The 25,365-nt window shown below is 47.6% G+C and carries 21 protein-coding genes; 10 read left to right on the top strand and 11 right to left on the bottom strand.

Annotation, left to right across the window (positions count from 1 at the left end; translation table 11 throughout):
• Positions 1-257 precede the first annotated feature (257 nt).
• The 4 genes from map (at position 258) to ACZ5QV_RS08050 (ending at position 3,563) form a co-directional block, all read left to right on the top strand.
• Positions 258-1,148: a type II methionyl aminopeptidase gene (map, locus tag ACZ5QV_RS08035; protein ID WP_464599330.1), complete on the top strand. Its 891-nt coding sequence runs from the start codon at positions 258-260 to the stop codon at positions 1,146-1,148.
• Positions 1,149-1,220: 72 nt separating this feature from the next.
• Complete coding sequence (locus ACZ5QV_RS08040; RefSeq protein WP_464599331.1) at positions 1,221-1,994, top strand: hypothetical protein; 774 nt, start codon at positions 1,221-1,223, stop codon at positions 1,992-1,994.
• 113 nt (positions 1,995-2,107) lie between these two features.
• Positions 2,108-2,395: a YunC family protein gene (locus ACZ5QV_RS08045; RefSeq protein ID WP_464602067.1), complete on the top strand. Its 288-nt coding sequence runs from the start codon at positions 2,108-2,110 to the stop codon at positions 2,393-2,395.
• Positions 2,396-2,516: 121 nt separating this feature from the next.
• Positions 2,517-3,563, top strand: a complete 1,047-nt coding sequence (locus ACZ5QV_RS08050; protein ID WP_464599332.1) for a methyltransferase domain-containing protein — start codon at positions 2,517-2,519, stop codon at positions 3,561-3,563.
• 60 nt (positions 3,564-3,623) lie between these two features.
• Here ACZ5QV_RS08050 and truA read toward each other — a convergent pair whose 3' ends face one another.
• Entirely contained in the window at positions 3,624-4,433 is an 810-nt protein-coding gene (truA, locus tag ACZ5QV_RS08055; protein ID WP_464599333.1) for a tRNA pseudouridine(38-40) synthase TruA, read from the bottom strand.
• A 13-nt stretch (positions 4,434-4,446) separates the two neighbouring features.
• On the bottom strand, positions 4,447-5,538 hold the full coding sequence (locus tag ACZ5QV_RS08060; RefSeq protein ID WP_464599334.1) for an ArsR/SmtB family transcription factor: 1,092 nt from the start codon (positions 5,536-5,538) through the stop codon (positions 4,447-4,449).
• Positions 5,539-5,866: 328 nt separating this feature from the next.
• Here ACZ5QV_RS08060 and ACZ5QV_RS08065 point away from each other — a divergent pair, with 328 nt between their 5' ends.
• The gene (locus ACZ5QV_RS08065; protein WP_464599335.1) at positions 5,867-6,937 is read left to right on the top strand and encodes a formate--phosphoribosylaminoimidazolecarboxamide ligase; all 1,071 of its coding nucleotides are present in this window, start codon (positions 5,867-5,869) and stop codon (positions 6,935-6,937) included.
• Positions 6,938-7,945: 1,008 nt separating this feature from the next.
• On the top strand, positions 7,946-8,125 hold the full coding sequence (locus ACZ5QV_RS08070; RefSeq protein ID WP_464602068.1) for a hypothetical protein: 180 nt from the start codon (positions 7,946-7,948) through the stop codon (positions 8,123-8,125).
• An 82-nt stretch (positions 8,126-8,207) separates the two neighbouring features.
• On the opposite strand, the gene tmk is transcribed toward ACZ5QV_RS08070, so the two are convergent.
• Positions 8,208-8,822 carry a dTMP kinase gene (gene tmk, locus ACZ5QV_RS08075; RefSeq protein WP_464599336.1) on the bottom strand — a complete coding sequence of 205 codons (615 nt, stop codon included), beginning with the start codon at positions 8,820-8,822 and terminating at the stop codon, positions 8,208-8,210.
• Positions 8,823-8,988: 166 nt separating this feature from the next.
• Between tmk and ACZ5QV_RS08080 the strand changes: the two genes are divergently transcribed.
• Complete coding sequence (locus ACZ5QV_RS08080; protein ID WP_464599337.1) at positions 8,989-9,651, top strand: DUF166 domain-containing protein; 663 nt, start codon at positions 8,989-8,991, stop codon at positions 9,649-9,651.
• Between the two features lie 219 nt (positions 9,652-9,870).
• Positions 9,871-10,263, top strand: a complete 393-nt coding sequence (locus ACZ5QV_RS08085; RefSeq protein ID WP_464599338.1) for a DUF2111 domain-containing protein — start codon at positions 9,871-9,873, stop codon at positions 10,261-10,263.
• Between the two features lie 42 nt (positions 10,264-10,305).
• On the opposite strand, the gene tnpC is transcribed toward ACZ5QV_RS08085, so the two are convergent.
• Positions 10,306-11,778 (bottom strand): IS66 family transposase, encoded by a 1,473-nt coding sequence (tnpC, locus tag ACZ5QV_RS08090; protein WP_464599339.1) that lies wholly within the window; start codon positions 11,776-11,778, stop codon positions 10,306-10,308.
• 222 nt (positions 11,779-12,000) lie between these two features.
• Positions 12,001-12,831, bottom strand: coding sequence for a F420-dependent methylenetetrahydromethanopterin dehydrogenase (locus ACZ5QV_RS08095; protein ID WP_464599340.1), 831 nt, complete (start codon positions 12,829-12,831; stop codon positions 12,001-12,003).
• Between the two features lie 431 nt (positions 12,832-13,262).
• On the opposite strand from ACZ5QV_RS08095, the gene serB reads away from it, so the two are divergent.
• Positions 13,263-13,970, top strand: coding sequence for a phosphoserine phosphatase SerB (gene serB, locus ACZ5QV_RS08100; RefSeq protein ID WP_464599341.1), 708 nt, complete (start codon positions 13,263-13,265; stop codon positions 13,968-13,970).
• Positions 13,971-14,017: 47 nt separating this feature from the next.
• Positions 14,018-14,872: a coiled-coil protein gene (locus tag ACZ5QV_RS08105; RefSeq protein WP_464599342.1), complete on the top strand. Its 855-nt coding sequence runs from the start codon at positions 14,018-14,020 to the stop codon at positions 14,870-14,872.
• 425 nt (positions 14,873-15,297) lie between these two features.
• Here the strand turns inward: ACZ5QV_RS08105 and ACZ5QV_RS08110 are convergent, their stop codons facing one another.
• The 6 genes from ACZ5QV_RS08110 to ACZ5QV_RS08135 form a co-directional block, all read right to left on the bottom strand.
• A complete protein-coding gene (locus ACZ5QV_RS08110) occupies positions 15,298-16,431 on the bottom strand; it encodes a radical SAM/SPASM domain-containing protein (RefSeq protein WP_464599343.1) in 1,134 nt (377 codons plus the stop codon).
• A 40-nt stretch (positions 16,432-16,471) separates the two neighbouring features.
• A complete protein-coding gene (locus ACZ5QV_RS08115) occupies positions 16,472-17,629 on the bottom strand; it encodes an NAD(P)/FAD-dependent oxidoreductase (RefSeq protein WP_464599344.1) in 1,158 nt (385 codons plus the stop codon).
• Between the two features lie 130 nt (positions 17,630-17,759).
• A complete protein-coding gene (locus ACZ5QV_RS08120) occupies positions 17,760-18,704 on the bottom strand; it encodes a UbiA family prenyltransferase (protein ID WP_464599345.1) in 945 nt (314 codons plus the stop codon).
• Between the two features lie 377 nt (positions 18,705-19,081).
• Positions 19,082-20,578, bottom strand: coding sequence for a tRNA guanosine(15) transglycosylase TgtA (tgtA, locus tag ACZ5QV_RS08125; protein ID WP_464599346.1), 1,497 nt, complete (start codon positions 20,576-20,578; stop codon positions 19,082-19,084).
• A gap of 150 nt (positions 20,579-20,728) precedes the next feature.
• Positions 20,729-22,714, bottom strand: a complete 1,986-nt coding sequence (locus ACZ5QV_RS08130) for a monovalent cation:proton antiporter family protein (protein ID WP_464599347.1) — start codon at positions 22,712-22,714, stop codon at positions 20,729-20,731.
• Between the two features lie 349 nt (positions 22,715-23,063).
• Positions 23,064-25,052, bottom strand: a complete 1,989-nt coding sequence (locus ACZ5QV_RS08135) for a monovalent cation:proton antiporter family protein (protein ID WP_464599348.1) — start codon at positions 25,050-25,052, stop codon at positions 23,064-23,066.
• Positions 25,053-25,365 lie beyond the last annotated feature (313 nt).

Genomic DNA, 25,365 nt, shown 5'->3' on the forward strand with positions numbered 1-25,365 from the left:
AAGCACACGGAAAAAAGAACGAAGAAGATATACCAGTTACAGTTGCTCGGTATCTTTTAGTTCTCTTCTCCAAAACAAGGTTTATAGTCCGCTTGAGCTCGCGCAGCGAGCGAAACGGACCCCGTGCTCCCGAAGCGGAATTCGGGTGCTGAAGCGGAACTCGGGAAGTGCACACGGGAAATGCAACTCGGAAAGTTCACGCGGGAAATGCAAATAGGGCAATATAGTTATCAGGTATTATTCATTAAGGAGTTAATATGACAGATAACGTCTATAAAATGGAAGAAATCGCTGAAAAATACAGAGAAGCAGGCAGAATCCTCGTTCAGGTCCGGGCCGAAGCAAAAGACCTGGTCCGGGTCGGAGGCAGCCTTCTAAAAGTCGCAGAGTTCGTGGAAAACCGGACCGTCGAACTCGGGGGAAAACCGGCTTTTCCCTGTAACATCTCAAGAAATGAAGAAGCTGCACACGCGACTCCTAAGGCCGGGGACACGGACATCTTCGGAAAGGACATGGTAAAGCTGGACCTTGGAGTCCATGTGGACGGCTACATTGCAGACTCGGCCATAACCGTTGACCTCTCAGGAAACCCTGACATCTTAAAGGCCTCCGAAGAAGCCCTTGCCGCGGCAATCGCTCTGGTGAAACCCGGAGTCTGTACAGGGGAACTGGGAACCGTTATCGAAGAGACCATCCGGGGCTACGGCTTGCTCCCCATCGCAAACCTTACCGGGCATGGGCTTGGCCAGTATGTTGCCCATGACAACCCTTCTGTCCCGAACCGATGCGTTGACGGGGGAGCTATCCTGAAAGAAGGAGACGTGATTGCAATCGAGCCTTTCGCGACAAACGGCATGGGCCTGGTCCACGACGGAAGCTTGACCGAGATCTACAGTATTATCCGGAAAAAACCTGTCCGTGTGCCTGCAATCCGAAATGTCCTCAAACAGATAGAGGAATACAAAGGACTTCCTTTTGCAAAACGCTGGCTTTCCTCCGATAAACTGGACTTTGCAATACTCCAGCTTCAAAAAGCCGGAATTCTTCACGGTTATCCCCTACTCCTGGAAAGTGCGGGCGGTCTTGTAGCACAGACTGAGCACACACTTATCGTAAGTGAAGACGGCTGCGAGATCACAACAAAATAAGATATAGAGAGGAGAGGGGTTGATGAACATATATAGCACATCAATACAAAAACATGAGAGGAGTTTAACACCTTGAAACCCAAAAATATTCTTCTGGCAGCATGTATAATCCTCCTGCTTTCAGGGACCGGAGCTGCGGCCTTCTCCTACTCCAATAGCATCACCCTGAACCCCGGGAACGCTTCCTGGGAATACAAAGAATACGTAACAGACAGGGAAGCCAGTTTTTCCAGGCAACTTATAGATAATCAGGTCGGTAACAATGACAGCTTTGTCAATGTCTGGGAACTCATAAGCATGGAGCGGAAGTTTGGAGAAAGGCTGCGTGAGTCCATCGAAAAAAAGCCGGACATCAGGTTTAACAATTCCTCTAAAACGGTAAAGATTCAGGATGTTGAGTACAGCTTCTCGGAAGATTCCCTCGGAAACGTCTTTAAAACGACAGCCCTGAAGAACCACGCCAGAGCCACATACAGCATTGATAAAGGAGCCCTCGGCCCCGGCACAGAGGCATGGTTTAGTGGGACCCCGAAATCAAACGTCACAGTCACCCTGCCCCCGGGTCTTGACGTAAACGAAACAGAGGGACTCGAAAACAGTACGGTCAGCTTTGTAAAAGACAGGGCAGTCTTCAAGGGCAGGTTTGACGAAAAAGGAGAACTCACACTCCGGTTTACGGAAAACAAAAGCTTTAACGCACTGTCTGAGGAAGAAGCCTTAAACGCCAGCCTGGCGGAAGAAATGAATGAATCCACACCTGAAAAGCTGATCAGGAACCCGAAGCCTGATATTTTCAACTTTTTTGATAGTTTGAAGAGCAAACTGGCCCGGACCCTCAAAGTTTGAGAAAGTTAAAGTCTGAGAAAGCCGGGGCTCCGGGCCCAAAAGCTTTCTCCGGAACCAAAAGCAATCTCTCAAATCCAAAAGTTTAATCTTACTCCTGACCCATGCTAAAAAACATGCTTGTAGAACAGATTAAACTTGAGAAAGGATACGCTCTTGGCCTCTGCTTTCAAATGCAGGCATACCCCCTGCTTGTCCTGCGAGCGGAAAAAGGCTTTTTAATGTGCGGTTACCTGGACACCGGGGCCGCAGAAAAGCTCGGAGACGCCGCAGCAAAGGTAAAAGGTGTGCAGACCTTCGAAGACATGTTAAAAGCAAAAATCGTTGAAGCCACGCCCGCGGCCAGGGCTCTCGGGGTTGAGCCCGGGATGACAGGCGAAGAAGCCCTCAACAAAATGTTTTAAAATGTTTTAGATCAACTCACCCCGGCCGCCGGCCAGCAGACCCTCGCCGCCCTGGCAGCCCTTCTCAAAAAATACCCTAAAAAATACCCCAAAAAATGACCAGCAATACACGGGTTTAGCAATGTTATACGCTTTTGAACTTTCAGGAGAACATGAACAACTCCCCGCCGTTGAGGCCCTGGCCTGCCTTGAGACGGTGGGGCTGGAGTTTGTGACTCACGCCTTTTTTGAGCAGTGCCTCGTGGTGGATATCACGGGCAGAAAAGAAACCATTGAAGAAATACTTAAGGGACCGGTAACGAAACGGCTCGCAATGACTCACCATATTCTGAAAGTGGTGGGAATCACCGAAAGCCATCCGGAAGAAATCCTCGAGCTTGCCGAAAGTTTTGTCCATGAGGACTTTATCAGGGAAGGCGAAAGTTTCGTGGTCCGGGCAAAAAGGATCAGGAAACATGTGGATTACCCCTGCGAGCCCCTTGAGAAAAAGATAGGAGGCTGCATCTACAGGAAAGGTTTCAGGGCAAAGCTCCAGGCCCCTGATGTCAGCTTCCGCCTTATCCTGAGCGAGCGGACCGTTTTCGGGACAGTGCTCTCGTCCATTGACAGGAGTGAGTACGAGGCCCGGACCCCGCAGAACAAACCCTTTTTCCACCCCGGTGTCCTCATGCCGAGGGTTGCCCGGGCCCTTGTAAACATCGCCCGGATAAAGGCTGGAGATCTTTTACTTGACCCTTTCTGCGGGACGGCAGGCATCCTTGTGGAAGCCGGCCTCTTGGGAGCGAGGGTCATAGGAATTGACGCCCAGGAAAAACTTGTGATGGGCGCCCGCATGAACCTTGAAGCCTTCGGGGCGGACTACGTCCTCCTGAAAGGAGACGCCTGCAAGGTCCCCTTAAAAGCGGAAACCGTGGACGCTGTTGTAACTGACCCCCCTTACGGGCGCTCGGCAGCAATCCTGGCGGAGTCTCTGGAAAAACTCTATGCAGGAGCCTTTACGGAAATTTACCGTGTCCTGAAACCGGAGGGTTTCGCAGTTGTGGTCTCGGACAAGCCGGCTTACGAATACGGGGAAAAGGCAGGGTTAGAAGTGCTTGAGGTCTATGTTCAGCGGGTCCACCGGAGCCTTACCCGGACGATAACAGTGTTCCGGAAACCGGCATCTTGAAAAAATTAGGAAACTTGATATAAAAAATAATGGATAAGTACAAAATAAAAAATAAAGAGGTCATTCCTTGAAAATCAATTCTTCAATGACCTCGGCCATCACCCTGTGTTCCAGGATGTGCCTGTAGTTCAGGTCCCCTGCCCTGCGGATAGAATAGGAATCTTCGACCCACTCTATGGGGCCGGGATAATTGATTTCCATCAGGGTCAGCCCATATGGGGGAGCAGGTTCCAGGCCTTCCTCATAGACTTCGGGGGACAGCATCTGGACCAGCCAGTCCTCATCCCTGACCCCTTTTCCGATCATGGAAAGGGCGGTTACGATTTTTCGGACCATGTTCCAGAGGAAACTGTTTCCCACAACATCGATTTTTGTGAGTTCCCCGTCAACCCGGATATCGATCCTTTCAATGGTCCGGACCGGGCTTTTTTCCCCGTTAGACCTGGAAAAATTCGTGAAATTGTGTGTCCCGAGGAGAAGTTTCGAAGCTTCCCGGATCCTGGGGATATCATACGCTTCTCCGCACATGACGTACCTGTACCTTCTGGAAACCGCCTGCCTTCGCGGATCGAACTCTTCGGGAACTTCCGCATGGGCCCAGGTCCAGATGGAGGCCGGAAGTTCCGAGTTTATGACCCTGGGGATTGCCAGGCTGGGTTTATCGGTATTAAAGGAAACGACCTGGCCAAGGGCGTGCACTCCCGCATCGGTCCTGCCTGCGCAGACATAACTGGCGGATTTTGGGCTTTCTATAATTCCGAGTTTTCGGAGAGCTTTGAAAAGTTCTCCTTCCACAGTCTCAACATTGGGCTGGATCTGGGAACCGTGAAACTCGGTGCCGATGTAGGCAATTTTTAGAGCAACTCTCATATGAATTCCCTGATTACATGGACTTTTTCTTATAATAGACTTCTCTTACGATCATGAAAAATATGACAAAGAGACAGCCAAAGAAGAACCAGACTCCCGGATGAGCCAGAAGGGTATCAAAAAAGTGGTGGACAGCTCCGGCTCCGAGGGTGCCTGGAGGAACGGAATCGAGGGCAGACGTGTCCATGCCCTCCAGGGTATCTTCCAAAGGCAGGGCATCCTCTGTCGATACCGGGGCGGCTTCCAGCATTTCAGGGGCTTCCGGAGCTTCTGCCGCAGACATTTCCTCTTCCATGGGAACTTCTTCCATGGAGGCTTCTCCCACGGGAGCTTCCGCAACCATGTCCCTGGCGACTTCTTCAGCAAGCTCCTCTTCGACGTCCCCAGCAAAAACTTCGTTCAGGCCCTCATTTGCGGAAATGCCATCTTTATCAAAAACATTGTAATCGGCCATCAGTTCCGGGGATTCCGTCATTTTCGGGCTCAGGCCGTTTTCACTTGTGTTTACTGCCGCGAGCATGGATTCCGGGGCAGGAGCAAGGGCAGTTTCCGGAGCAGCATAGTCTAAGGCTGGAAGCCCGGCCGGGGGCCCCCAGGAAACGACATTAATGAGACGTCTGGCCCGCAGGTAGGCTGTAAGGTATTCGATCCCCGCGGCGGCAAAGAAAGCCCCCGCAATTACCCCTATGTACTGCTGCAACATGCTTATTATGGAGATCTTGTCCGCAAAAGCTTTGCTCGGGACCAGCACTATCAGCTTTTCCATTGCCTCATAAATCTTGACCTGCCGACCTTTCCGGCTCCATTTGATCTGCTTGACCTGCACAAGGTCGGAGTCGACCAGGGAATCAATGTTATACTTGACCGTGGTCAGAGGAATTTTGAGTTCCCCTGCAATATCGCTTGCAGACAGTTTCTTCTTGCCCAGAAGTTCAAGAATTTTTAATGAGGTCTCGTTCGAAAGGGTCTGAGTGATCTTTCTCGAATCCTCGTTTACGGGAATTATCAGCAGCTTTTCAGCGCCGCCCCGGGGACCGGTTGCATCCCCTGCTTCTTCGGGGCCGTTTATATCTCCTGTTTCAATCCTGCGCTCTATTTCACTCATGATAATTTTCCTGAATTAAGGGCCTTCATAAAAATGATAGAATAATTTTCCTGTGGAAACACTCCGGTAAAATCTTTACCTGGTTATAACGTTATAAAATGGATTTTTTCTTAATCTAACAATATTATTAAACCGTATAACCTTTTGCTCATTTTGTTTTTACTGTAGAGGGGCCAAATTTATAATCATTGACAATTCACTTAATTTAATTCTGATAAATATTATACTTATCTGGCCATAATTTAAATAGGCCTCTGCCCTTAAACTTAAATAGAACATTGTGCATTCTAACCTAAATTTTTCCTAAATATTTCTGATGGTAGCCACTATGATAACGAAACAGCAAGTTCTGGGTATTCTGGAAAATTATGATCTGGAAAACCTGACAATTGCAACGGTCTGTTCTCACTCAAGCCTTCAAATCTTCGACGGGGCAAGAAAAGAAGGATTTAAAACACTGGGGATCTGTGTGGGGAAACCCCCTAAATTCTACGAAGCTTTTCCGAAGGGGAAACCTGACGAGTACCTTGTTGTCGAGAGTTATGCAGACATAATGAACATGGCAGAGGAACTCCGGGAGAAAAACACAATCATCATCCCCCACGGCTCTTTTGTAGCTTACCTTGGTACCGAAAAATTCATGGAACTTGAAGTCCCTACCTTCGGGAACCGGGGCGTGCTGGAATGGGAATCTGACCGGGACAAGGAAAGAGAATGGTTACTCGGGGCAGGCATACACATGCCCGGACAAATCGATGACCCGAAAGACATCGACGGGCCTGTTATGGTCAAGTATCACGGGGCAAGGGGCGGAAAGGGCTTCTTTGTGGCAAAGACCTACGAAGAATTCCAGGAACTCGTGGACCCCACCCTGAAATACACCATACAGGAATTTATTACCGGGACCCGCTACTACCTGCATTACTTCTACTCACCCCTGCACGACGATGGTTACAACCTCAGCAAAGGCAACCTCCAGCTCCTGAGCATGGACAGAAGGGTCGAGTCGAACGCCGACGAGATCTTCAGGCTCGGCTCCCCGAGGGAACTTCTGGAAGCAGGCATCCGGCCCACCTACGTAGTTACAGGAAACGTGCCTCTGGTGGCCAGAGAGTCCCTTCTTCCCCTGATCTTCTCCCTGGGAGAAAGAGTCGTTGAAGAGTCCCTGGGCCTCTTCGGAGGAATGATCGGGCCTTTCTGCCTGGAAACCGTATTCACGGACGAACTGGAAATCAAAGTCTTTGAAATCTCGGCCAGGATCGTGGCAGGCACGAACCTCTATCCAAAAGGTTCTCCCTACTCGGACTTTATTCAGGAAGACCTCTCCACCGGCAGGAGACTTGCCCAGGAAATCAAATACGCAGCAGAAAACGGAAAACTCGAATATATTATTTCGTGAAAAAGCCCGGAGCTCTGTGAACTACCCCTGAGCTAAACCAGGGGTATTTCCTGTTAAGGAATAGTGAAAATATAACTTCAGGTTTTATTCTAGGAATTGCTTCATTCTCATACATATTATGTTTTTGTGTAAGGTGTTGTTTGGTGTGTGCATTCAAACCACGGAACACACGGAATACACAGAAAAAGACAGCAGGAAGACGATTTTAAGGTTGCTCTGGTGTTGTTTAGTCCTCTTGAGCTCGCAAAGCGAGCGAAAAGGACCCCGTGCTGTTGCACTTGCAGTGCAACTCCCAGGAAATCTATGATTTCCTGTGATCCCGAAGCGGAACTCGGGCATGGAATACACAGAAAAAGACAGCAGGAAGACGATATTTAAGGTTGCTCTGGTGTTTTTTAGTCATCTTTAAAGAATCTAGGATCTTTTTTGAATCCGATTGCATAAATATCCAACTTACTCACCGGCCACAGGCCGGTTTTCGTGTCTTCCGTGGTTAATAAATGGTAAACTAAAATACTTGATATTATATTTGACCCATTCCTTATCAAATTAGAATGCCGATTTTCGGAGCTAATTTTAGAGCCTTTTGTAATCCAAACCTGAATTTCAGCAAACTTTATATTTTATAATCTGGCATCCACTATTGGGACAGATCACAACTTAAAAATTATGAGGTTTAATATGTCAGAAGAAAACACAGTTGAAGATAAAAGTGTCGAAGATAAAAGTGTCGAAAATAAAAGTGTCGAAGATAAAAGTGTCGAAAATAAAAGTGTCAAAGACAAAAGTGTCAAAGACAAAAGTGTCAAAGACAAAAGTGTCAAAGACAAAAGTGTCAAAGACAAAAGTGTCAAAGACAAAAGTGTCAAAGGCAAAAGTGTCAAAGACAAAAGTGTCAAAGACAAAAGTGTCAAAGATAAAAATGTCGAAGATAAAAATGTCGAAGATAAAAATGTCGAAGATAAAAATGTCGAAGATAAAAGTGGCGAAGGATATGCAGAAATCAAAATGGGGGGCGGCTGGTACATTACCATTTCTCTTACCCACAGTGAACGCTTCGACAAGGATTACGTGGAAATCGCAAAAGAACGTGGGGGAAATAAAAAATCGAGGTTTAACCTGAACCCTGCTCATGTACGGATGCTGGGCGAAACTCTTATCAAATTTGCTGATGAGAACAAATTTTAATTATTATTCGATTTCTTTTATATAACCTGCTTAAAACCCCCGAGTCTTATCTCAGGGGTGATTTTCCCTGTTTTTTCGCTTTTTATCCCTCAATAACTGCCAGGATTTTTTCAACGACCTCAGCCTCGATCTCTTCTGCCGGCCGGTCGGCCTCGATAAGGACAAACCTTTCAGCTTCTTCCGCGGCAAGGGTATGAAATATTTCCCTGACTCCTCTCAGGAACTCTATTTTTTCGAATTTGGTTTTGTCTCCCCGGTTTCCGCAGCGTTTAACCGCGGTTTCAGGCGAAATTTCAAAAAGGATGGTTAGGTCAGGCACAATGGTCCAGCCTCTGTGAATACCCTTTACCCAGGCCAGGGGCTCCTCCAGGCGGCCTTTAAGGGTCATGCCCTGATAGGCGTAGCGGCTGTCGGAGTAGCGGTCTGAGATTACAGGCCTGCCGCTCTCAAGGGAGGGCCTTACAAGCTTTGCAATATGTTCCGCGTGGTCGGCCGTGAAAAGGAAAAGCTCGGCAAGCTGGTCGGTGTCCGACCCGATTGCCTCCTCAACAGCCCTGCCTGTAAGCGTATTTCTGGTAGGCTCCCTGGTAAAGACCGGGGCATGGGCCAGAATTTTCGGGTTTTCGGAAAGCCTTTTTGCAACGGTGCTTTTGCCTGAACCGTCTATGCCTTCCAGTGTGATCAGTTTTCCTTGCATGTATACCGCCGTTTTCTCTCGGATTTTTCTTTCGGAAAATAAGTTTTTGAAAATAAGTTTTTAAGGGAAATGGGTTTTTAAGGAAAATGAGTTTCCCATATTAAAAAATGATCTGAATTAAATAAGCAGTTATTTATAACAATAATAAAAATAACTTAAAGTAACCATGACTTTAATTGGAGTAATTACAAGGGGTAAATACGGGAACCGCCTGATTGAAACCATTAGAGATCACAGCGACCTTGAGGTCATATCCACGGAGCTTCCCGAGTTTTTGCCTGGCTTTATTGATGAGCCTGATGAGTTTCTGGAGGGCCTGAAATTTGACCTGAAGGTTTTCAATGCTGAGGTCGTTATTACCTATTCCCTTCATCCTGACCTGACCTCTGCTGTTGCCAAACTCGCGGGAAAGGCCGGGGTTCGGTCTTTAATCGTACCCGGAGGCCCATCCAAAGCTTCGGTCCCCGAACTTGAAAAACTTTCCGAAGAATACGGGATAGACATCGAGGTCGATGAAATCTGCTGTACCCTCGAAGCAAACGAGTTTAATTCCGCATTTGCGTCCGTTTTCGGGGTCCCAATCCTGAAGGCCTGGACAAAAGATGGAAAAATTGCCAGAGTCGAGGTTGTAAAAGGGGCTCCCTGCGGGAGCACCTGGCATATGGCAAAGGAACTTGTGGGTATGGCGGTAGAGGAGGCTCCTCCCAGGGCCGGGCTGCTTGTCCAGCAATACCCCTGTCGGGCTGTCCGGGGCAATATGGGGGGAATCCATGAGTCTGCGGAACTGCATAAACAGGCCCTCATTGAGGCGCTTGAAAATGAGGATTGAGCATATCCTCCGGTAAAGCATATCTTCGGTAAAGTGTATCTTTCTTTAAAGTCGGATTTTTTGGGGGGTCCCCCATTTTTCGGCTTTTTGAGGAGTTTCCGTTTACCTGAGGTATTTTTGACCGGATTTTTTCTTTTTCACCGGTGTTTCTTGAAACCTTATTGCCTGCAATATATGTATATAATTTTTAATATTCATGTGCACTATGGGGTAAAAATAATGAGTTCTATAATAATTTCCAAGGATTCAGGTCCTGAAGACTTTGAACCGATAGCATTTGCGGTACATGCTCTGACCAGCCTTCCCACGACAATCCGGAGTAAGGGACAAAAAGGTCTGCGCCTGGAAAACGGAATTATCCTTGAAAGAGGATACACCGGGCCCGTGCTGGAAGAGGCTCTGACAACCAACAGAATTGTGCGTAAGGTCCCACAGGAAGGGGTCTATAAAGGAAAACCCGTGGTGGTTACTCCGATCCGTTCAAAGGATGGGGAGGTCGTTGCAGCCATAGGGATTGTGGATATGATGGTAGCTCTTGATCTTTCCGATGTTTTCCACGGATACCCGGATGTGATTGAAGAGGTAGAAGAAGCTAGAAAAAGAATGAAATAATTTTTTGTAACTATTCAGCCTACTGATAAAAAAAGCATAGTTTCAGCTAATGTTGCAACTATCGGATAATAGCGGCGCTCCATTGAGCGCCGCTCGAATAGCATCCATGACATTCAAGCTATTCTTTCTAATAGTGGATATGTATCCCCGAATTCTGCAGAAAGCTACCGCTCCTTCGATGCTTCGGAAAGTTCCCGAAATCTTCTGTTGTAGCTTCATCATTCTGATGTCTCGCTCTGCTTGATTATTATCAAATGGAACTCTCAGGTCATTGAGGAATTTCAGAATCCTATCCTTGTATTTTATGAACCTATCAAGGAGATTCTTTGCTTTTGTTTGTGCTGGTCTTCCTCTTTTTTTAACCTGTTTTGAGAGGTCAGGAGGTGGATTTTCTTCAATTCCCTCTTTAATTATTTTATCGTATATTTCCTCGAATGCCCTGACTTTTATTGGATCTATTGGAATTTCCATTTCTCTGCATTCGTCGGTATATTTTTTTACTTCACTCAGAAGTTCATTTACTTTTTTAGCCCATTGCTGCTCAAAATTCTCTTCAACTCCAGTGAGGTCCCTCTTAAGATGAGCATTGCAGAGAGCATGTTCACATCCATATTTGTTGTATGATGCCCAACCATCATGAACTACTACCCCCTTGTATTCTGGAAGAAAACCCAAAGCATTCATTGCCTCTGATCCTCTTTTTGGATGTACAAAATAGTATGTCCACAGACTGTTTGAAACAACATGGAGCCACCATTTTGTCCCTAAAACCCTCATTCCTGTTTCATCACAATGTACAGAATAGGCTACCCGTAGATGTTCGAAAACAGCTTTTTCGAAAGGTTCCAATTTCTGGAATAATTCCTTTTCAGCTCTTTTTATGGTAGCAGGGCTGATACGTATTCCATAAAAGTCCTCTGACAAATCACAAATCCGTTTATAAGGAATCAATTGAAAGTTCCTTAAATATACAAGAGAGGATAAAAGGCGAGGTCCATATTGAATAGGGAATTTTATAGAGTCTGGAAAAGTACCTTTGTTTATTTTCCCACAGTGAGGGCATTTCTTGGACTCAGCACGATGTTCGGTAAATATGATGTTCACAGGAGGAATATCAGCTTCTTGCCTGCGTTCACAGTCCCGAACTTCAGTATCTTCAAGATCATGACCACAATTTTCACAGCAGTGAGGGGAATGAAATATTATATGGTCAGGATCCCCAACCATTTCGAAAGTACTTCCAGAATGACCTTTTTGACCACCAGGTTTTTTCCCACTTCTTGTGCGGCTACTCTTAGGTTTAGGTTTTTCATTCACAAAAACGTCAGTAGAAGGAGGTTTACTGCTGTTTTGGCTGTTTTGATTTAGACGAGCCTCTAAAACCCTTACACGTTCCTCAAGTTCAGCAATTTGAGAAGCCTGTTTCTCTATGATAGTCTCAAGTCTCTGAATTACAGCAACGACTGCTTCAGGGCCTTCTTCATAGATTTCAAGAATCTCTTCACGTGTAAGCATGATACTGAAGAGATAGAGTTATTTTATATGCAATTTTTCCTCGAAACGAGGAAAAATTGCCTTTGTTCAAAGTATGGCTGAATAGTTACAATTTTTTTTTGAAATTAAAAAATATAAAACTTTTAGGGGGTGAAGTGGGGGAAATCGGGCATCCCTTTTTCTCAGGACAGAGGCCCTTTTCCTCTCCTTCATCTTTGCAATCTTTATATTATTTAAAAGCCTTTACTGAGGCTTTTCGAAGAGCTTGACCTTTTTGAGGAGCCTGCCATCCTTTGCATGAGGCTGCCTGAAGACAGTGTCGTTTGATTTTTCGATTTCCCTGGCCTGGGTTGCAAGTACTGCGGCTGCTCCCATGATTTCATGTCCTGCTGCGGCTGCGAGGCATACCTGCTCGATGTCCTTGAGCATGAAGCAAGCCGGGAAGTTGACCTGTGCAACTTTCTCTGCCATGTGCAGAGCTGCAAGGGCCTTTGCCTTTGCGTAGGGATTTGAGAACCCTGCGTGTTCCACGCATTTTTCGGGTTTTGCGAAGATATGAGGAAGTTCAAGTTCCTTTCCGGACTTGCCGGCAGCAACCTGGTCGGTTACTCTGTCGAATTCTTCCTGCATGAGCCTTACGACGCCGCAGAGAGAGAGTACTTTCATTGCGTCGGAGTTAAAGGATGCCATCTCTACAGGGTCGAGGAATTCCCTCTTTGCCCCAATGAGTGGATCCACGGGCAAGATGATGTATCCGAAGCCTGCTTCTTCCAGGGCCTGGCGGGCGTCCTTCTTGGTGGGTCCGTCGGATATCACAATGCAGGGTACGTCCTTCCAGAGTTCACGGGCTGCGGACGGGCCGGGAGCTGCGGCGTTCGGGCTAATCATGACCACGAAGTCCGCGTTAAATTCTTTAAAACTCTCGGTATCGGCTGCGTCGTTGAGACCCATTTTAGCGCCGGTTCCGAATGCCCGCACGTTGATACCTTCTCTTGCTGCAATCTCATCCTGAATCAAGCTGATGACCTGACTCATTCCGAGGTTGCCCATTTTGATAAAACCTATGTTGACCATTTTTCCAAAATCCTTTAGTTGACCTTTTAATCAATTACTGGAGTTATCCGGAGGTTTATAACTTTTTTGGCTATTTTCCTGTTTCATATATCCCATTTTATAATTTTCCTTCGTATTTATAACGATTATTCACCATATACTCCACATCCTCCGAAAAGCTTAAAAAGGATGTGATTTATTTCAGTCCAAAACGTTGACATCTATGCTGTTGTTTTGTGGTTTTGTTTTTTTACGAAATCCGCACATTACGAGTTTGAAAAGTTTTTTCATCGGTGGGTTTTTAATGTCAGGGCAAATATATTTACCTAATCTTCGGGGGTACCTCTAACTTTATAGGAGGTACTTTCGGGCAGAGTGCCCTTTTTTGGGATTGGTCATAGTACTTTTTCAGTCCCTGTCTATTATAACATCAAGTTTTAGGTTTTGGTTGAGTGAACTATCCTGCAAATGTTTCCTATGTAAACAAGCTGATTGTTTTTGATATGGATCAAACCCTTATAGACGCTGAAACCATCGATGAACTTGCCAGGGCTGCTGGGGTTGCTGGCGAGGTGGAAAAGATCACAAATAAAGCGATGATTGGGGACCTCGATTTTGGAGAAGCTCTCCGGGAACGCGTAAAGCTCCTGAAAGGCCTGTCTCTTGAGGCTGCTCAGGCCGCGGTATCCGGGATTTCCTTCATGCCGGGTGCGAAAGAGCTGATCAACTACGTTAAAGAACTGGGCTACACGACCGCAATGATTTCCGGCGGGTTTACCATATCTGCCGAAAGGGTTGGTAAGGCTTTAGGCATCGATTACGTAGTTTCCAACAAACTGCTTGTGGAAGACGGCTGTCTTACCGGACAGGTGGGAGGCCCTTTAACCTTCACTGATTCAAAGGCGCATGTCTTCGAGGAACTTGCAAGGCTCAACGGGGTCTTGCCCGAACAATGTGTGGTTGTTGGAGACGGCGCGAACGATATCTGCATTTTTGAAAGAGCCGGATTTGCCATAGCCTTCAACCCCAAACCTATCCTGAAGCAGTATGCAGACGTGGTCATCTCCAAAAAAGATATGAGAGCCGTAATTCCTGTTCTTGAATCTCTTAATCGCCTATCTCGTAATAATGCACAGCATGTTGACTTCGAAGAAGAATAACCATTAAAATGCCAGCTTTTTTGCTGGATCGGGAGGTTCAATTAAAAATGTTAAAAGAATTACAGAAAAAAAGAACAGACTTGAAAGCCATCTCCGAGGAAGCTAAGGAGAAGAGAAACGTCCTAAATGCCGAAGCCAGTGGACTTGCAGGAAAGCGCAATGAGCTGAACAAGAAGACAAAGGACCTCATCAACGAAGCTCAAGAATTAAAAGAAGCTCGGGATGAGGTCAACTCTAAGGTAAGTGCACAGAAGGATAAGCGTGATGAAATCAATGCGAAGGCAAACGAACTCTTCGCCAAAGCTGATACGCTCCGCAAACAGAACAATATTGGTGGCCCTTCCATCAAGGCTCTTAGGAAAGACATCGATCGCCTTGAGTTCACCCAGCAGACGGAAGTCCTGAGCACGAGCAAGGAAAGGGAACTTGTAAGCAAGATTACTGAGCTTCTGAAGCAGTATCATATTAAGAAGTCCCAGCTTGATGACAACGTGGAACTTAAAAATGTTCTGGAAGAAGCTCAGCTGATCAGAGATGAGGCTTCCGAATACCATAACTGCCTTGCAGAATTTGCCACGCAGGCTCAGGAATACCACGAAAAGATGATTGCCGCCTTCAAGGAAGCCGACAAGACAAGAGCCGATTCGGATATCGCTCACAAAGAGTTTGTAAAGGCCCAGGAAGCAGCCGACGAGCAGCACAAGGCCTTCATCAATGCCCAGAAAGAAATCAGGGAAATTGACAAGGAGCTTTTCAAACTCAAGAAGAAAGACAAAGACTTCAGGGGTCATCCGCTCAAGGCAGAACTCCAGAAGGACGCGAAGAATATCTTCGAGAAATTCAAGGGCGGCGCCAAGCTGACCACCGAAGACCTCATGGCTCTTCAGAGATCAGGTCTTTAATTTCGATTACTGAATCTATAATTATTAAAATTTGCAACATCCATGTTGCAGTGCAGGTTAAACTTTAACCTGCATATTTTTCTTTTAATTTTCTGTTTTGCGGGCTTGAATTTTTCTTAGCCTCCGCTATCGTTTTTTTTGAAAACATCCTGGCTAAAAACAGTATCTACAAACAGTATCTACAAACAGTGGTATTGTCCTTGAGTCATTTATCATGCAGGAGAAAAAATACACATTCAGCTTGTTTGGGCGCATTTATCGGAAGTCCTTCTATAACCAATTTTCAATGACTTACCCCCACGACCAAAACAGTAAAGTCCAAAAAAATAAGGGTTCCTGAAACCTAAAAATGGTTTGAGTCCCCTCTCAAAAATGATGAATTCCGATTTCTGAGCGATCTCGGAGATTTTTTGAAATTTTTTCTTTCAAATCCCCAGATACTTTTTCCTGAATTCCGGGTTTCTCATCAGACAGGAATCCGCATTGTAGACAGTTTCTTCCCGGATCTTTTTCCAGACGTCTTTTATTTTATCACTGTGAATATTTCCATAGGAAATGGGGATGCAGGCACAGGGCAAAACGTCTCCCTGGGGGGTTACGTGCAGCCATTTCCGGCCCGCCATGCAGCCTGTTGTGCGCATGACCTGGGGGATTGGAAAGATCCTCGGGCCTTCCATGACATCAGCCCTGGCTACAAAGGCGTCGAACTTTGCCAGGTCGGCGGGGGTCAGGATATCGGAACTGTGATCCAGCCAGCGGCCCGTAGGCACGATTTCATAAAAGGAAAGTTCGTGGGCCCCGAGTTCCGAGGCAAGGGCGTAGATTTCATCGAGTTCGTCCACGTTTTCTTTGGAAAGCACCACGTAGATATTCATGAGCAGCCCGGCCGCAAGCCCGTTTTTGACTGCGGATACGGCGCTTTTGAAGACACCTTCCCGGCCCCTTATGCGGTCGTGTTTTTCCTCAAAGGCGCTGTCAAAACTGACGGTCAGGGAGTAGAGACCTGCTTTTTTCAGGGCCCTGGCCTTTTCTTCAGTAAGCCCCACCCCCGAGGTGAACATACCCGCAATGGCTTTTCTGCGGTCCACATGCTGGATCAGGGTTTCGAGGCCCTGGTAGGTCAGAGGTTCTCCACCGTCGAAGATCACAAAGGTCGTGCCCATATCGAGCACCTGGTCGATAACGTCCTTTACGGTCGGAGGGGAAAGCCTTGCTCTGTGTTTTGTGTCCGGCAGGGCGCAGTGGATGCAGTTGTTCGGGCAGTCTTCGGTAATTGAAATCGTCACCTGGTCCGGGACCATTTTCCCGAACATGGCCGAAAGCTGGCTTTTTACCAGGCGGTCGAAAGCAGGGCTCGGGATAGGGGGCATCCAGGTGGAAAAAATAAGTTCCTTTTCTTCGGCTTTCGAGTACTTCTTGCCGTCAAAAATGCCCAGGTTTCCGGCAATCGTCTTTTTCATGAAGGGGGAGACGATACCACTCGTTTTCATCTTAACGCGGCCCTCTTCAATTTCCGCGTAAACTCTGAAGAGAGGGTTTTTATAAAAATCGTATTGCATGTTTTTCCCTTGCATTATTTTTTACTGGATAATTGTTTTTTTACCGGTTCCTTAAAAAAGCCCGGTACTTGAGAAGCGCTGAAGGTTTTTTCTTCAGCATGAACATGAAGACCTGTATGGACTGTTCAAAGGCGCTGCCGTGGATGAAAGAGAGGTCTTCTTTTTCAAAGACCCGTACCATCTCATCGATTTCCCTGTCCGTCATCTTCCTGAGGGTCTCAAGGGCAATCCTGCCCAGATAGTGCTCGGTCCTGGATTCTTTTTCCCAGGTTTTCCGGTATTCGGAAAGGGCGGCTTTCGAGACGTCCCCGTTTTTCACGGCCCCTGCCGCAACGTCTCCGCAGATCTGGCCTGCCCGCATGGCGTACCCGAGTCCGGACTGGCCGGCAGCTCCCCCCACGACCATGACCCCGTCCGTTATGAACTCGTTCGGAATGGTCACGATGGGGTCTCCTCCGTAGCGTTTTGTCACAATTTCAAGTTCGTCGAGCCCTTTGAGCTTTTTGAAGCGTTCCACCCAGGCGTCCAGATAGGGGTTTGCATCTTTGCCGCACCTCCGCACATAGGCCCCGATGGCGGCGGAGTCCCCCCCTCTTGGGGCATAGGTGGTCTTCCAGCCTGGAGCGTGGTTGCCCACATAGTACTCGAACAGCTCAGGTTTTCCCAGGTCCTTTGCCCGGATGTCCATCTCAATGCCCCAGGCGATGTCCTGCGGGTACTTCATGGTCTTCAGGCCTAGAAGCCCGGCCATCTTCGAATTGATCCCGTCGGAGATTATCACCAGCTTTGACCTGAATGTCCCTTCGGAGCTGCTGACCGAAAACTCTCCTCCGGTTTTCAGTATATTGTAAGTCTCAATCCCTGTACGTAAATCGACTCCGGCTTTTTCCGTTTTTGCGGCGTAAAAGCGATCGAATTTTGTCTTATCAATGGAGTAGCCCGGAGTTTCCACGACCACTTCCCGCCCCGATGGCGAGATGATCTTCATGCCTTTGAGGTAGTGGACAACATAAGAAGGATCCACGGGCTCTTCGCACCGGTCAAGCATACCCTTGAAAAAGGAGTTTGCGGGGTGAGGGGGGTGTCCGATCTCTGCCTTTTTCTCAAGAAGAAGGACATTGGCCCCTTTTTCAGAGGCGTTTCGAGCCGCCATCAGGCCGGCCGGGGAGGCTCCTATTACGATTATATCTGCATCCATTTTTCCTTTCCTCTCTTTTTTCTTTTTCCTTAAGTTTTCCTTTTCCTTAAGTATTCCTTCTTTTCTTCCTCTCAATATCCTTTCCCTTTTTTTTCTTTTCCTTCTTTCGTTTCGTCTCTCAAATTTTCGTTTACCAGAGAATGGAAGTGTAGGAGCTTCCCATTTCAATGCAGAGGAGCACGTCCAGGATCATGGACCCGAACATGATCGCCCGGTAGTTTGAGCCGTTCAGGAAGAGCCTGCCTCCTCTCTCAGGGGTTGGGTTTTTGATGAAGTCAAAGCACTGGGCCAGCATCCAGAGCCCGGAGGCAAGGGCTCCCGCAAAAAAGATCGGGCCAAGCCCTGCTGTCCAGCCAATGATTACGGAACAGATGATGCCTATAATCCACCAGAAGGTCACGAACCTGGAGGTAAAGGGGATCCCATAGGTCACGGGGAGAGTCGGAGCTCCCTTAATCCGGTCGCCTTCCACGTCTCTGGCCACCCCTCCCAGGGTAAAGGCCCAGTCTGTCACGCAGATCATGAGTCCGAAGCAGATTCCGGCCGTGGGCAGGATTACCCCGTCGCTTCCTTTCAGTATTCCTGCCGGGTCAAAGCCGAGCCAGATCCCGATAGGCACAAGCCCGTAGGAGATGCCCACAGGTACGAAACTTAAAAACGTACTGCGCTTTGCAAGGGCGGAGTAAATAGTAATCGTAGCGACCGCAAGGACCAGGACCGCAAAAGATTCGGGGTTCAGGTAAAGGGCGGCTGTGGCTGCAATAAGAAAGAGGAAAAAGGTGTAAGTGAGGGCCGATTTCTTCGATACGATCGATGTGGGCAGGGGACGGTTCGGAAGATTGATGGAGTCAATGTCAATGTCGCAGCAGTCATTGAAGACATAGGAACTTGTGATTGCGGCAAAGCCCCCGATTACGGCGATCAGTAATGGAAGTAGTTCGGGAAGCCCGCCTGTAGCAAGGTAGGAAGCCAGGATAGCGCTTGAGGCGGGGAGCGTCAGGTCCATGTAGTAAAGTTCAGGCCGGAGAAGCCGGAGGTATGGGCTTAATTCCCCGATTTTTGCTGTTAGGGACAATGGTTTCACCTTATGCAATTTTTTATTTTAATCATTTTTCCAGGGTTTGTGGAGGTCTTTTAGGGTTTAAGTGTAGTAAGTGGATTTGCACGTCAAAAAAGTTTCTATTTTAAGCAATTACTTTTTTTAAATAATTATTAAATTTAGATTATTAACTCTCTGGCAGGAAATTATTTTTAAATAAACTTTGTTTGTTTGGAGCTTATAGTCAGGTGCTAAAATTCTTTAACTAATTTAGAATTAAGATTTGAACCACGGAAGGCACGGAAGCGCACGGAAGCACACGGAAGCACACGGAAGAAAAAACGATGAAGATACGCTATTTACGGTTTCCGTGTCCTTCCGTGCTTTTCTGTGTTTATGAGGCCTGAGCTGGATTAGTTAAGAACCTTGCTTTCTTGACTATACTTTTCCCAGTTCTTTCGGTACACTATTTTTGCCTTTTCGGCAAGCTTCTCAAGCAGGGGGTGTTTAAATACCTCCTCGCAGACAAAGGTGAACTCCGCGTCAGGGTTCAGTTCTATCAGCTTGAGGGTGTTTTCGAGAGCTTTTTCGAGGGATTCATGGTCCGGGACTCTCGGAACTTCGGCGTTGAAGGGGTAGACCTCTTCCATCTCCACGGGATAGGCCCCGAAAGGCGGCTTGAAGACCAGAACCTGGTCGTATCCTCTTTCTCCCTTTACGGGCCTTGTTCGTATAACGGCTTTTCCTTCCACACTGAAGCGGTCCAGCTTCTTTTCAAAGTGCAGGACTTCCGGCCGCCTTGCGGACTCGGGGCCGCAGTAGAAGAATGTGGACTTTGTTGCGGGGTCGAATTCTTCAAGCCACTCCGAGTGTTCGTAAAGCCTTTTCAGCCCGTCGAGCAGTCTCGGGTGGGCCCGGCAGCGCTGTTCCACAAGTTCAAGCAGGTTGCCTTCCTTGATACGCTGTTTTATGAGCCGGATTTCCGCAAAGGTTGCGTAAAGGTTGTGCTTCGCCAGAAGTTCCTGTTGATTCTTAGCGGTCTTAATATCCTCCGCACTGTACTTCGAGCAGATCGGGCAGGAACAGGGCAGGTAACTCAGCTTATCAATATGGGAGGTCCCCAGGGCTGTTATATAGCGCCCGGCTTTGGCATAGAGGGCATAAGCTGCCGAATCGAAAAGGTCGCAGCCAAGAGCCACGGCCAGGGCGAACATCATGGGGTGACCGGCTCCGAAGAGGTGGACCGGGGCTGTCGGAGACAAGCCTTTTTTACACGCCGCAATCACGTCCACAAGCTCGGCGTAGCGGTAGGACTCCATGAGGGGGACGACCGCTCCTAAGGGGTAGACCTCAAACTCCAGGTCCCTTCCGTGGACTGCGGCCTTTTCCCTGAGTTCCAGGTGGGTTGAACCCTGGACCGGGCAGGCGAGCAGTTGCTCTCCTCTGATAAGTTCCCGGGCTTCCTTGAGCCGGGTTTCGGTGATCTCCAGTTCCTCTTCGGCCCGTTTCCAGGAAACGTCCGGGGGAGTCGGGATGTCGAGTGGGACTATGATATCGCTCCCAATTTTTTGCTGGAATTCGAGGATTTCTTCGTTTGTCACTTCCACGGAACCGTAAACGGAAAGTTGGAAGGAGCCGGAATCGGTCATGATCGGGCCGTCAAAGTCCAAAAGTTCATGCAGCCCTTTTTCAAGAGCCTTTTCTCTGAGTTCCTCTTTCCGATAAATAATATAGGAATTGGTGATCAGAATTTCCGCCCCGAAATCTCGCATTTCCTTCGGGGAGATAAGCTGTATGTTAGGATTAATCACGGGCATGACGGTGGGGGTCTCAACAACCCCATGGGGAGTTTTAAGCCTCCCAATACGGCCGCCCGCGTCCTTATCAATAATTTCAAATATGGATGGCATCTTGGGGGTATAGATGCCCCTCAGATATATTTATCTTTGGGGAGCCACCTTCTCCCGTTCCGTACTTCTTTTGAAGGCTGGTCAGGGTCTGCACTCGTGTCCAGCCTCAATTTTCAAAAGTGGATTTTCTGCCCATTATTCTAATAATTCTCATTCCTCGAAAAATTCCCTGACATTATGGAGGTGATGGGGCTCTCCGAGCAGGATACAAACATCATTTGCCTGGATGAGCGTTTCTCCTTCCGGGTTGTGAATTATTTCCGAACCCCTGCGGATCGCGAGCATGGTAACTCCGTGCTCTTTTCTCAGGTCCATTTCAGAGAGAGTCTTTCCTTCCAGGGTGGACCCGTTTTTCGCTTTCAGGAGGTGGATTTCCATGCCTGGAAGTTCCTCAATCAGGTTGAAGTTACACTCATCTGCAGAAAGTTCTCTCAACATTTCGTAGCCGTCGGCCCGCACCCCGGATACGAAAGTATCAATTTCATTTTTCGGGACCAGATACCTGTTCAGCAGGCGGACAAAGATTTCCATCGTGGTCTCATACTCCTCGGGGATGACCTCGTCGGCTCCCAGCTTCTGGAGGGGGTCCATTTCCTGCAGAAAACGGGTCCTGGCAATAATATAGATGTTCGGGTTCAACCTTTTTGCAAGTTCCACTATCTTTCGGGTGGCCACATGGTCCGAGATCCCGATTACGAGCACCCTTGCTCTCCGAATTCCGGCATGTTCCATCACAGGCCCGGAAGTACCGTCCCCATAGACGATACTTTCCCCGTTCTTTTTCTCGTTTCGGACCGTTTCGGGGTTCATTTCCAGGACTATATAGGGAATTCCTGCGGCTTTTGCGACCTTTGAGACCGTACGTCCGTTAAACCCGAAACCCAGGATTATGAGGTGGTCGTTCAGCTGACTTTCCTCATCTTCTCCTGCCAGGGAAACCGCACTCAGGCCTCCGAGCAGTTTTGGGTTTGAGATCTTTTTGGTAAGGAAATCGGCCACCTTTGGAGAGAGGTTGATGACAAAAGGCGCGGCACCCATGGAAAGGACTGATACCGCAAGGAAGGTCTGGTAAATCCCTTCGTCAAGGAGCCCGTATTCCAGCCCGAACTTTGAGAGCACGAAGGAAAACTCTCCTACCTGGGCCAGCGCGAAACCCGTAAGTAGCGTCGTGCGGAGGGGGTAACCCAGGAGGAAAGTTGCAAATGTTCCGGAAAAGACTTTCAGGAGGATAATGACAGCGGCGGCCAGGAAAAATATCTGCGGTTCGTGCAGCAGGGATTTTACGTCGAGCAGCATCCCGATAGATATAAAAAAGAAACTCAGGAACACGTCTCTGAAGGGTATGACGTTTCCGAGGGCTTGGTGGCTGTATTCGGACTCGGAGATGACCAGCCCTGCAAGAAAGGCTCCCAGGGCAAGGGAAAGTCCGGCCGCGGCAGTCAGGACGGCGGTTGAGAGGCAGATGAAAAGCACGGTCAGAAGGAAGGTTTCCCTGTTCCGGGTCCGGGCGGCCTGGCAGAGCAGCCGGGGGACAAGGTAGCGGGCGCTTAAAATTACCAGCAGTATTATTCCCCCGCCTTCCAGGAGCAGGGTCAGGAGCGAGCCTGCCGGGTCCTCTGCTGTCCCGGCCAGGATAGGGGTTATGAGGATCATGGGCACGACGATAATGTCCTGGAAGATCAGCATGGCAAGGGAAGTCTGGCCGTGGGGGCTGTAGAGTTCTCCCTTTTCCTGAAGGACTCCAAGTACTATCGCGGTACTGCTGAGGGATACGAGAAAGCCCATAAAGATGGAAGTTGGGAGCTTGAAGCCAAGCTGTGTACATACGGCAATGACAAGGCCTGTCGTGAAGAGGATCTGTAAGGTTCCTCCGAGCAGTACGGCTTTTTTAATCTTCCAGAGTTCGTTTAAAGAGAGCTCGACTCCTATGGTAAAAAGCAATAAGATAATCCCTATTTCGGAATAGATCTCCAGCCCGTGGGACCCATCGATTATTCCTATTCCATAGGGGCCTATGAGTATGCCTGTAACAAAGAAGCCCAGAATCGGGGGAAATTCCAGGCGGTGGAAGAGGGAGAGGATGAGGATAGATAAACCAATAATTATGCAGATTTCTCCAAATACCTGAAATTCCATCTTATTGAGCCTCCTAATAAATCAGGACATGAGAGCAGTGGTGGAGCTGGGAAACCCACAGTTTCTCCAGCATTATTTAAAAAACTTACATGTTATTCTTCGAATACATACACAAAAAATGAAAGTACACATTGCACTTTCATCTAAATAAAAGGTTAAGTGTAACGTGTAATAACCTTTAAATCTGCATTCTGCATTTTTAGGCGCATAAAGGCTTTACGATATTGAATCATGTGCTTAAATTATAAGCACATTGTTTTTTGACTGAATTTCAAAATAGGCATCAATTGAGACCATATAATGCGTGTATGCGCTTAAAATTTGGGAACTAAGGTTATTTTAATAATTCTCATTCCTCGAAAAATTCCCTGACATTATGGAGGTGATGGGGCTCTCCGAGCAGGATGCAAACATCATTTGCCTGGATGAGCGTTTTTCCTTCCGGGTTGTGAATTATTTCCGACCCTCTGCGGATCGCAAGCATGGTAACTCCGTGATTTTTTCTCAGGTCCATTTCAGCAAGAGTCTTTCCTTCCAGGGTGGACCCGTTTTTCGTTTTCAGGAGATGGATCTCCATGCCTGGAAGTTCATCAATCAGGTTGAAATTACTTTCATCTGCGGAAAGTTCCCTCAACATTTCGTAGCCGTCGGCCCGGATCTCGGACACGAAAGTCTCTATTTCATTTTTCGGGACCATGTACCTTTTCAGGAGGCGGACAAAGATTTCCACTGAGGTCTCGTACTCCTCGGGGATGACCTCCTCTGCCCCGAGTTTATGGAGGGGGTCCATCTCCTGCAGGAAACGGGTCCTTGCAATAATATAGATGTTCGGGTTCAACCTTTTTGCAAGTTCCACTATTTTTCGGGTGGCCACAAGGTCCGAAATCCCTATTACAAGTACCCTTGCCCTTTGAATTCCGGCATGTTCCAGTACGATCCGGCTTGTCCCGTCTCCGTAGACGATACTTTCCCCGTTCTTTCTCTCGTGGCGGACTGTTTCGGGGTTCATTTCAAGGACAACGTAGGGAATTTTCGCAGCTTTTGCGACCCTTGAGACCGTGCGTCCGTTAAACCCGAAACCTGCGATTATGAGGTGGTCGTTCAGCTGGCTTTCTTTATCTTCTCCTTTCAGGAGGGTTGCCGAACTCAGGCCCCCGAGCAGTTTCGGGTTCGAAGTCTTTTTGAGCAGGGAATCGGCTATTTTTGGGGAGAGGTTTATGATAAAAGGAGCGACCCCCATCGAAAGGATCGATACTGCGAGGAAAGTCTGGTAAGTCCCTTTATCAAGGAGCCCGTATTCCAGCCCGAATTTGGAGAGCACAAAGGAAAACTCTCCTACCTGGGAAAGGGCAAGCCCGGTCAGCAGCGTTGTGCGGAGAGGGTAGCCCAGGAGGAAAGTTGAAATCGAGCCGGAAAATACTTTCAGGAGGATAACCGCGGCCGTTACCAGGAGGATGAGCTGGGGTTCCTGTATCAGGGACTTGAAATCGAGTAACATGCCAATTGAGACAAAAAAGAAACTCATGAACACGTCCTTGAAGGGTATGACGTTTCCAAGGGCCTGATGGCTGTATTCGGACTCGGAGATGACCAGCCCCGCAAGAAAAGCCCCGAGGGCAAGGGAAAGGCCGGCCGCGGAAGTCAGGACCGCAGTTGCAAGGCAGATGAAAAGCACGGTCAAAAGGAAAGTTTCCCTGTTGCGAGTCCTGGCAGCCTGGTAGAGCATCTGGGGGACGAGGTAGCGGGCACTTAAAAGGACCAGGAGTATTATTCCTCCTCCTTTCAGGAGCAGGGAAAAGAGCGAACCTGCAAGGTCGTCCGAGACCCCGGCCAGGAGGGGAGTTATTAGAATCATCGGCACGACGATGATGTCCTGAAAGATCAGCATGGCAAGAGAAGTCCGGCCGTGGGGACTGTAGAGTTCGGCTTTTTCCTGGAGTGCCCCAAGTACTATTGCGGTACTGCTAAGCGAGACAAGAAAGCCAATAAAAATGGAAGTGGGAAGATTGAAGGCAAGCTGAGTACATATAATTATGACAAAGGCCATACTGAAAAGGATCTGAAGAGTTCCCCCAAGCAGTACGGCTTTTTTTATTTCCCAGAGCTCTTTTAAAGAGAGCTCGATTCCTATGGTAAAAAGCAAAAGAATAATCCCGATTTCGGAATGGATCTCCAGCCCGTTGGACCCCTTGATTATCCCTATTCCATAGGGGCCTATGAGCATTCCGGTAACAAAAAAGCCCAGTATGGGGGGAAATTCGAACCTGTGGAATAGGGAGAGTATGAGAATCGAGACCCCAATAATTATGCAAATTTCTCCAAATATTTGAAATTCCATTGTAACTAACCTTTCCTTGAATCAGGCCCGTGGGCAGAAGCAGAGCCAAAAAACACACATTATATCTGCCAATATTTAAAAAATACTGTAAGGAACATTGGTCTAATATTTATTTACATTATATTAATATTTAGTGTGTGGTACACCTATATATTATTTATATAGTTCGTTAACCTTTATTACTACATAAATATATGTGAGCTTAGAAATCATTTTCTGAGATGGTTCACTGATCACGGATCAAAGCTGGATAAGTAATTTTAATAGTAATTTAAACAGTAATTTAAAAAGTAATTTAAAAAGAAGTGCCAGA

Source organism: Methanosarcina baltica, from assembly GCF_055394095.1.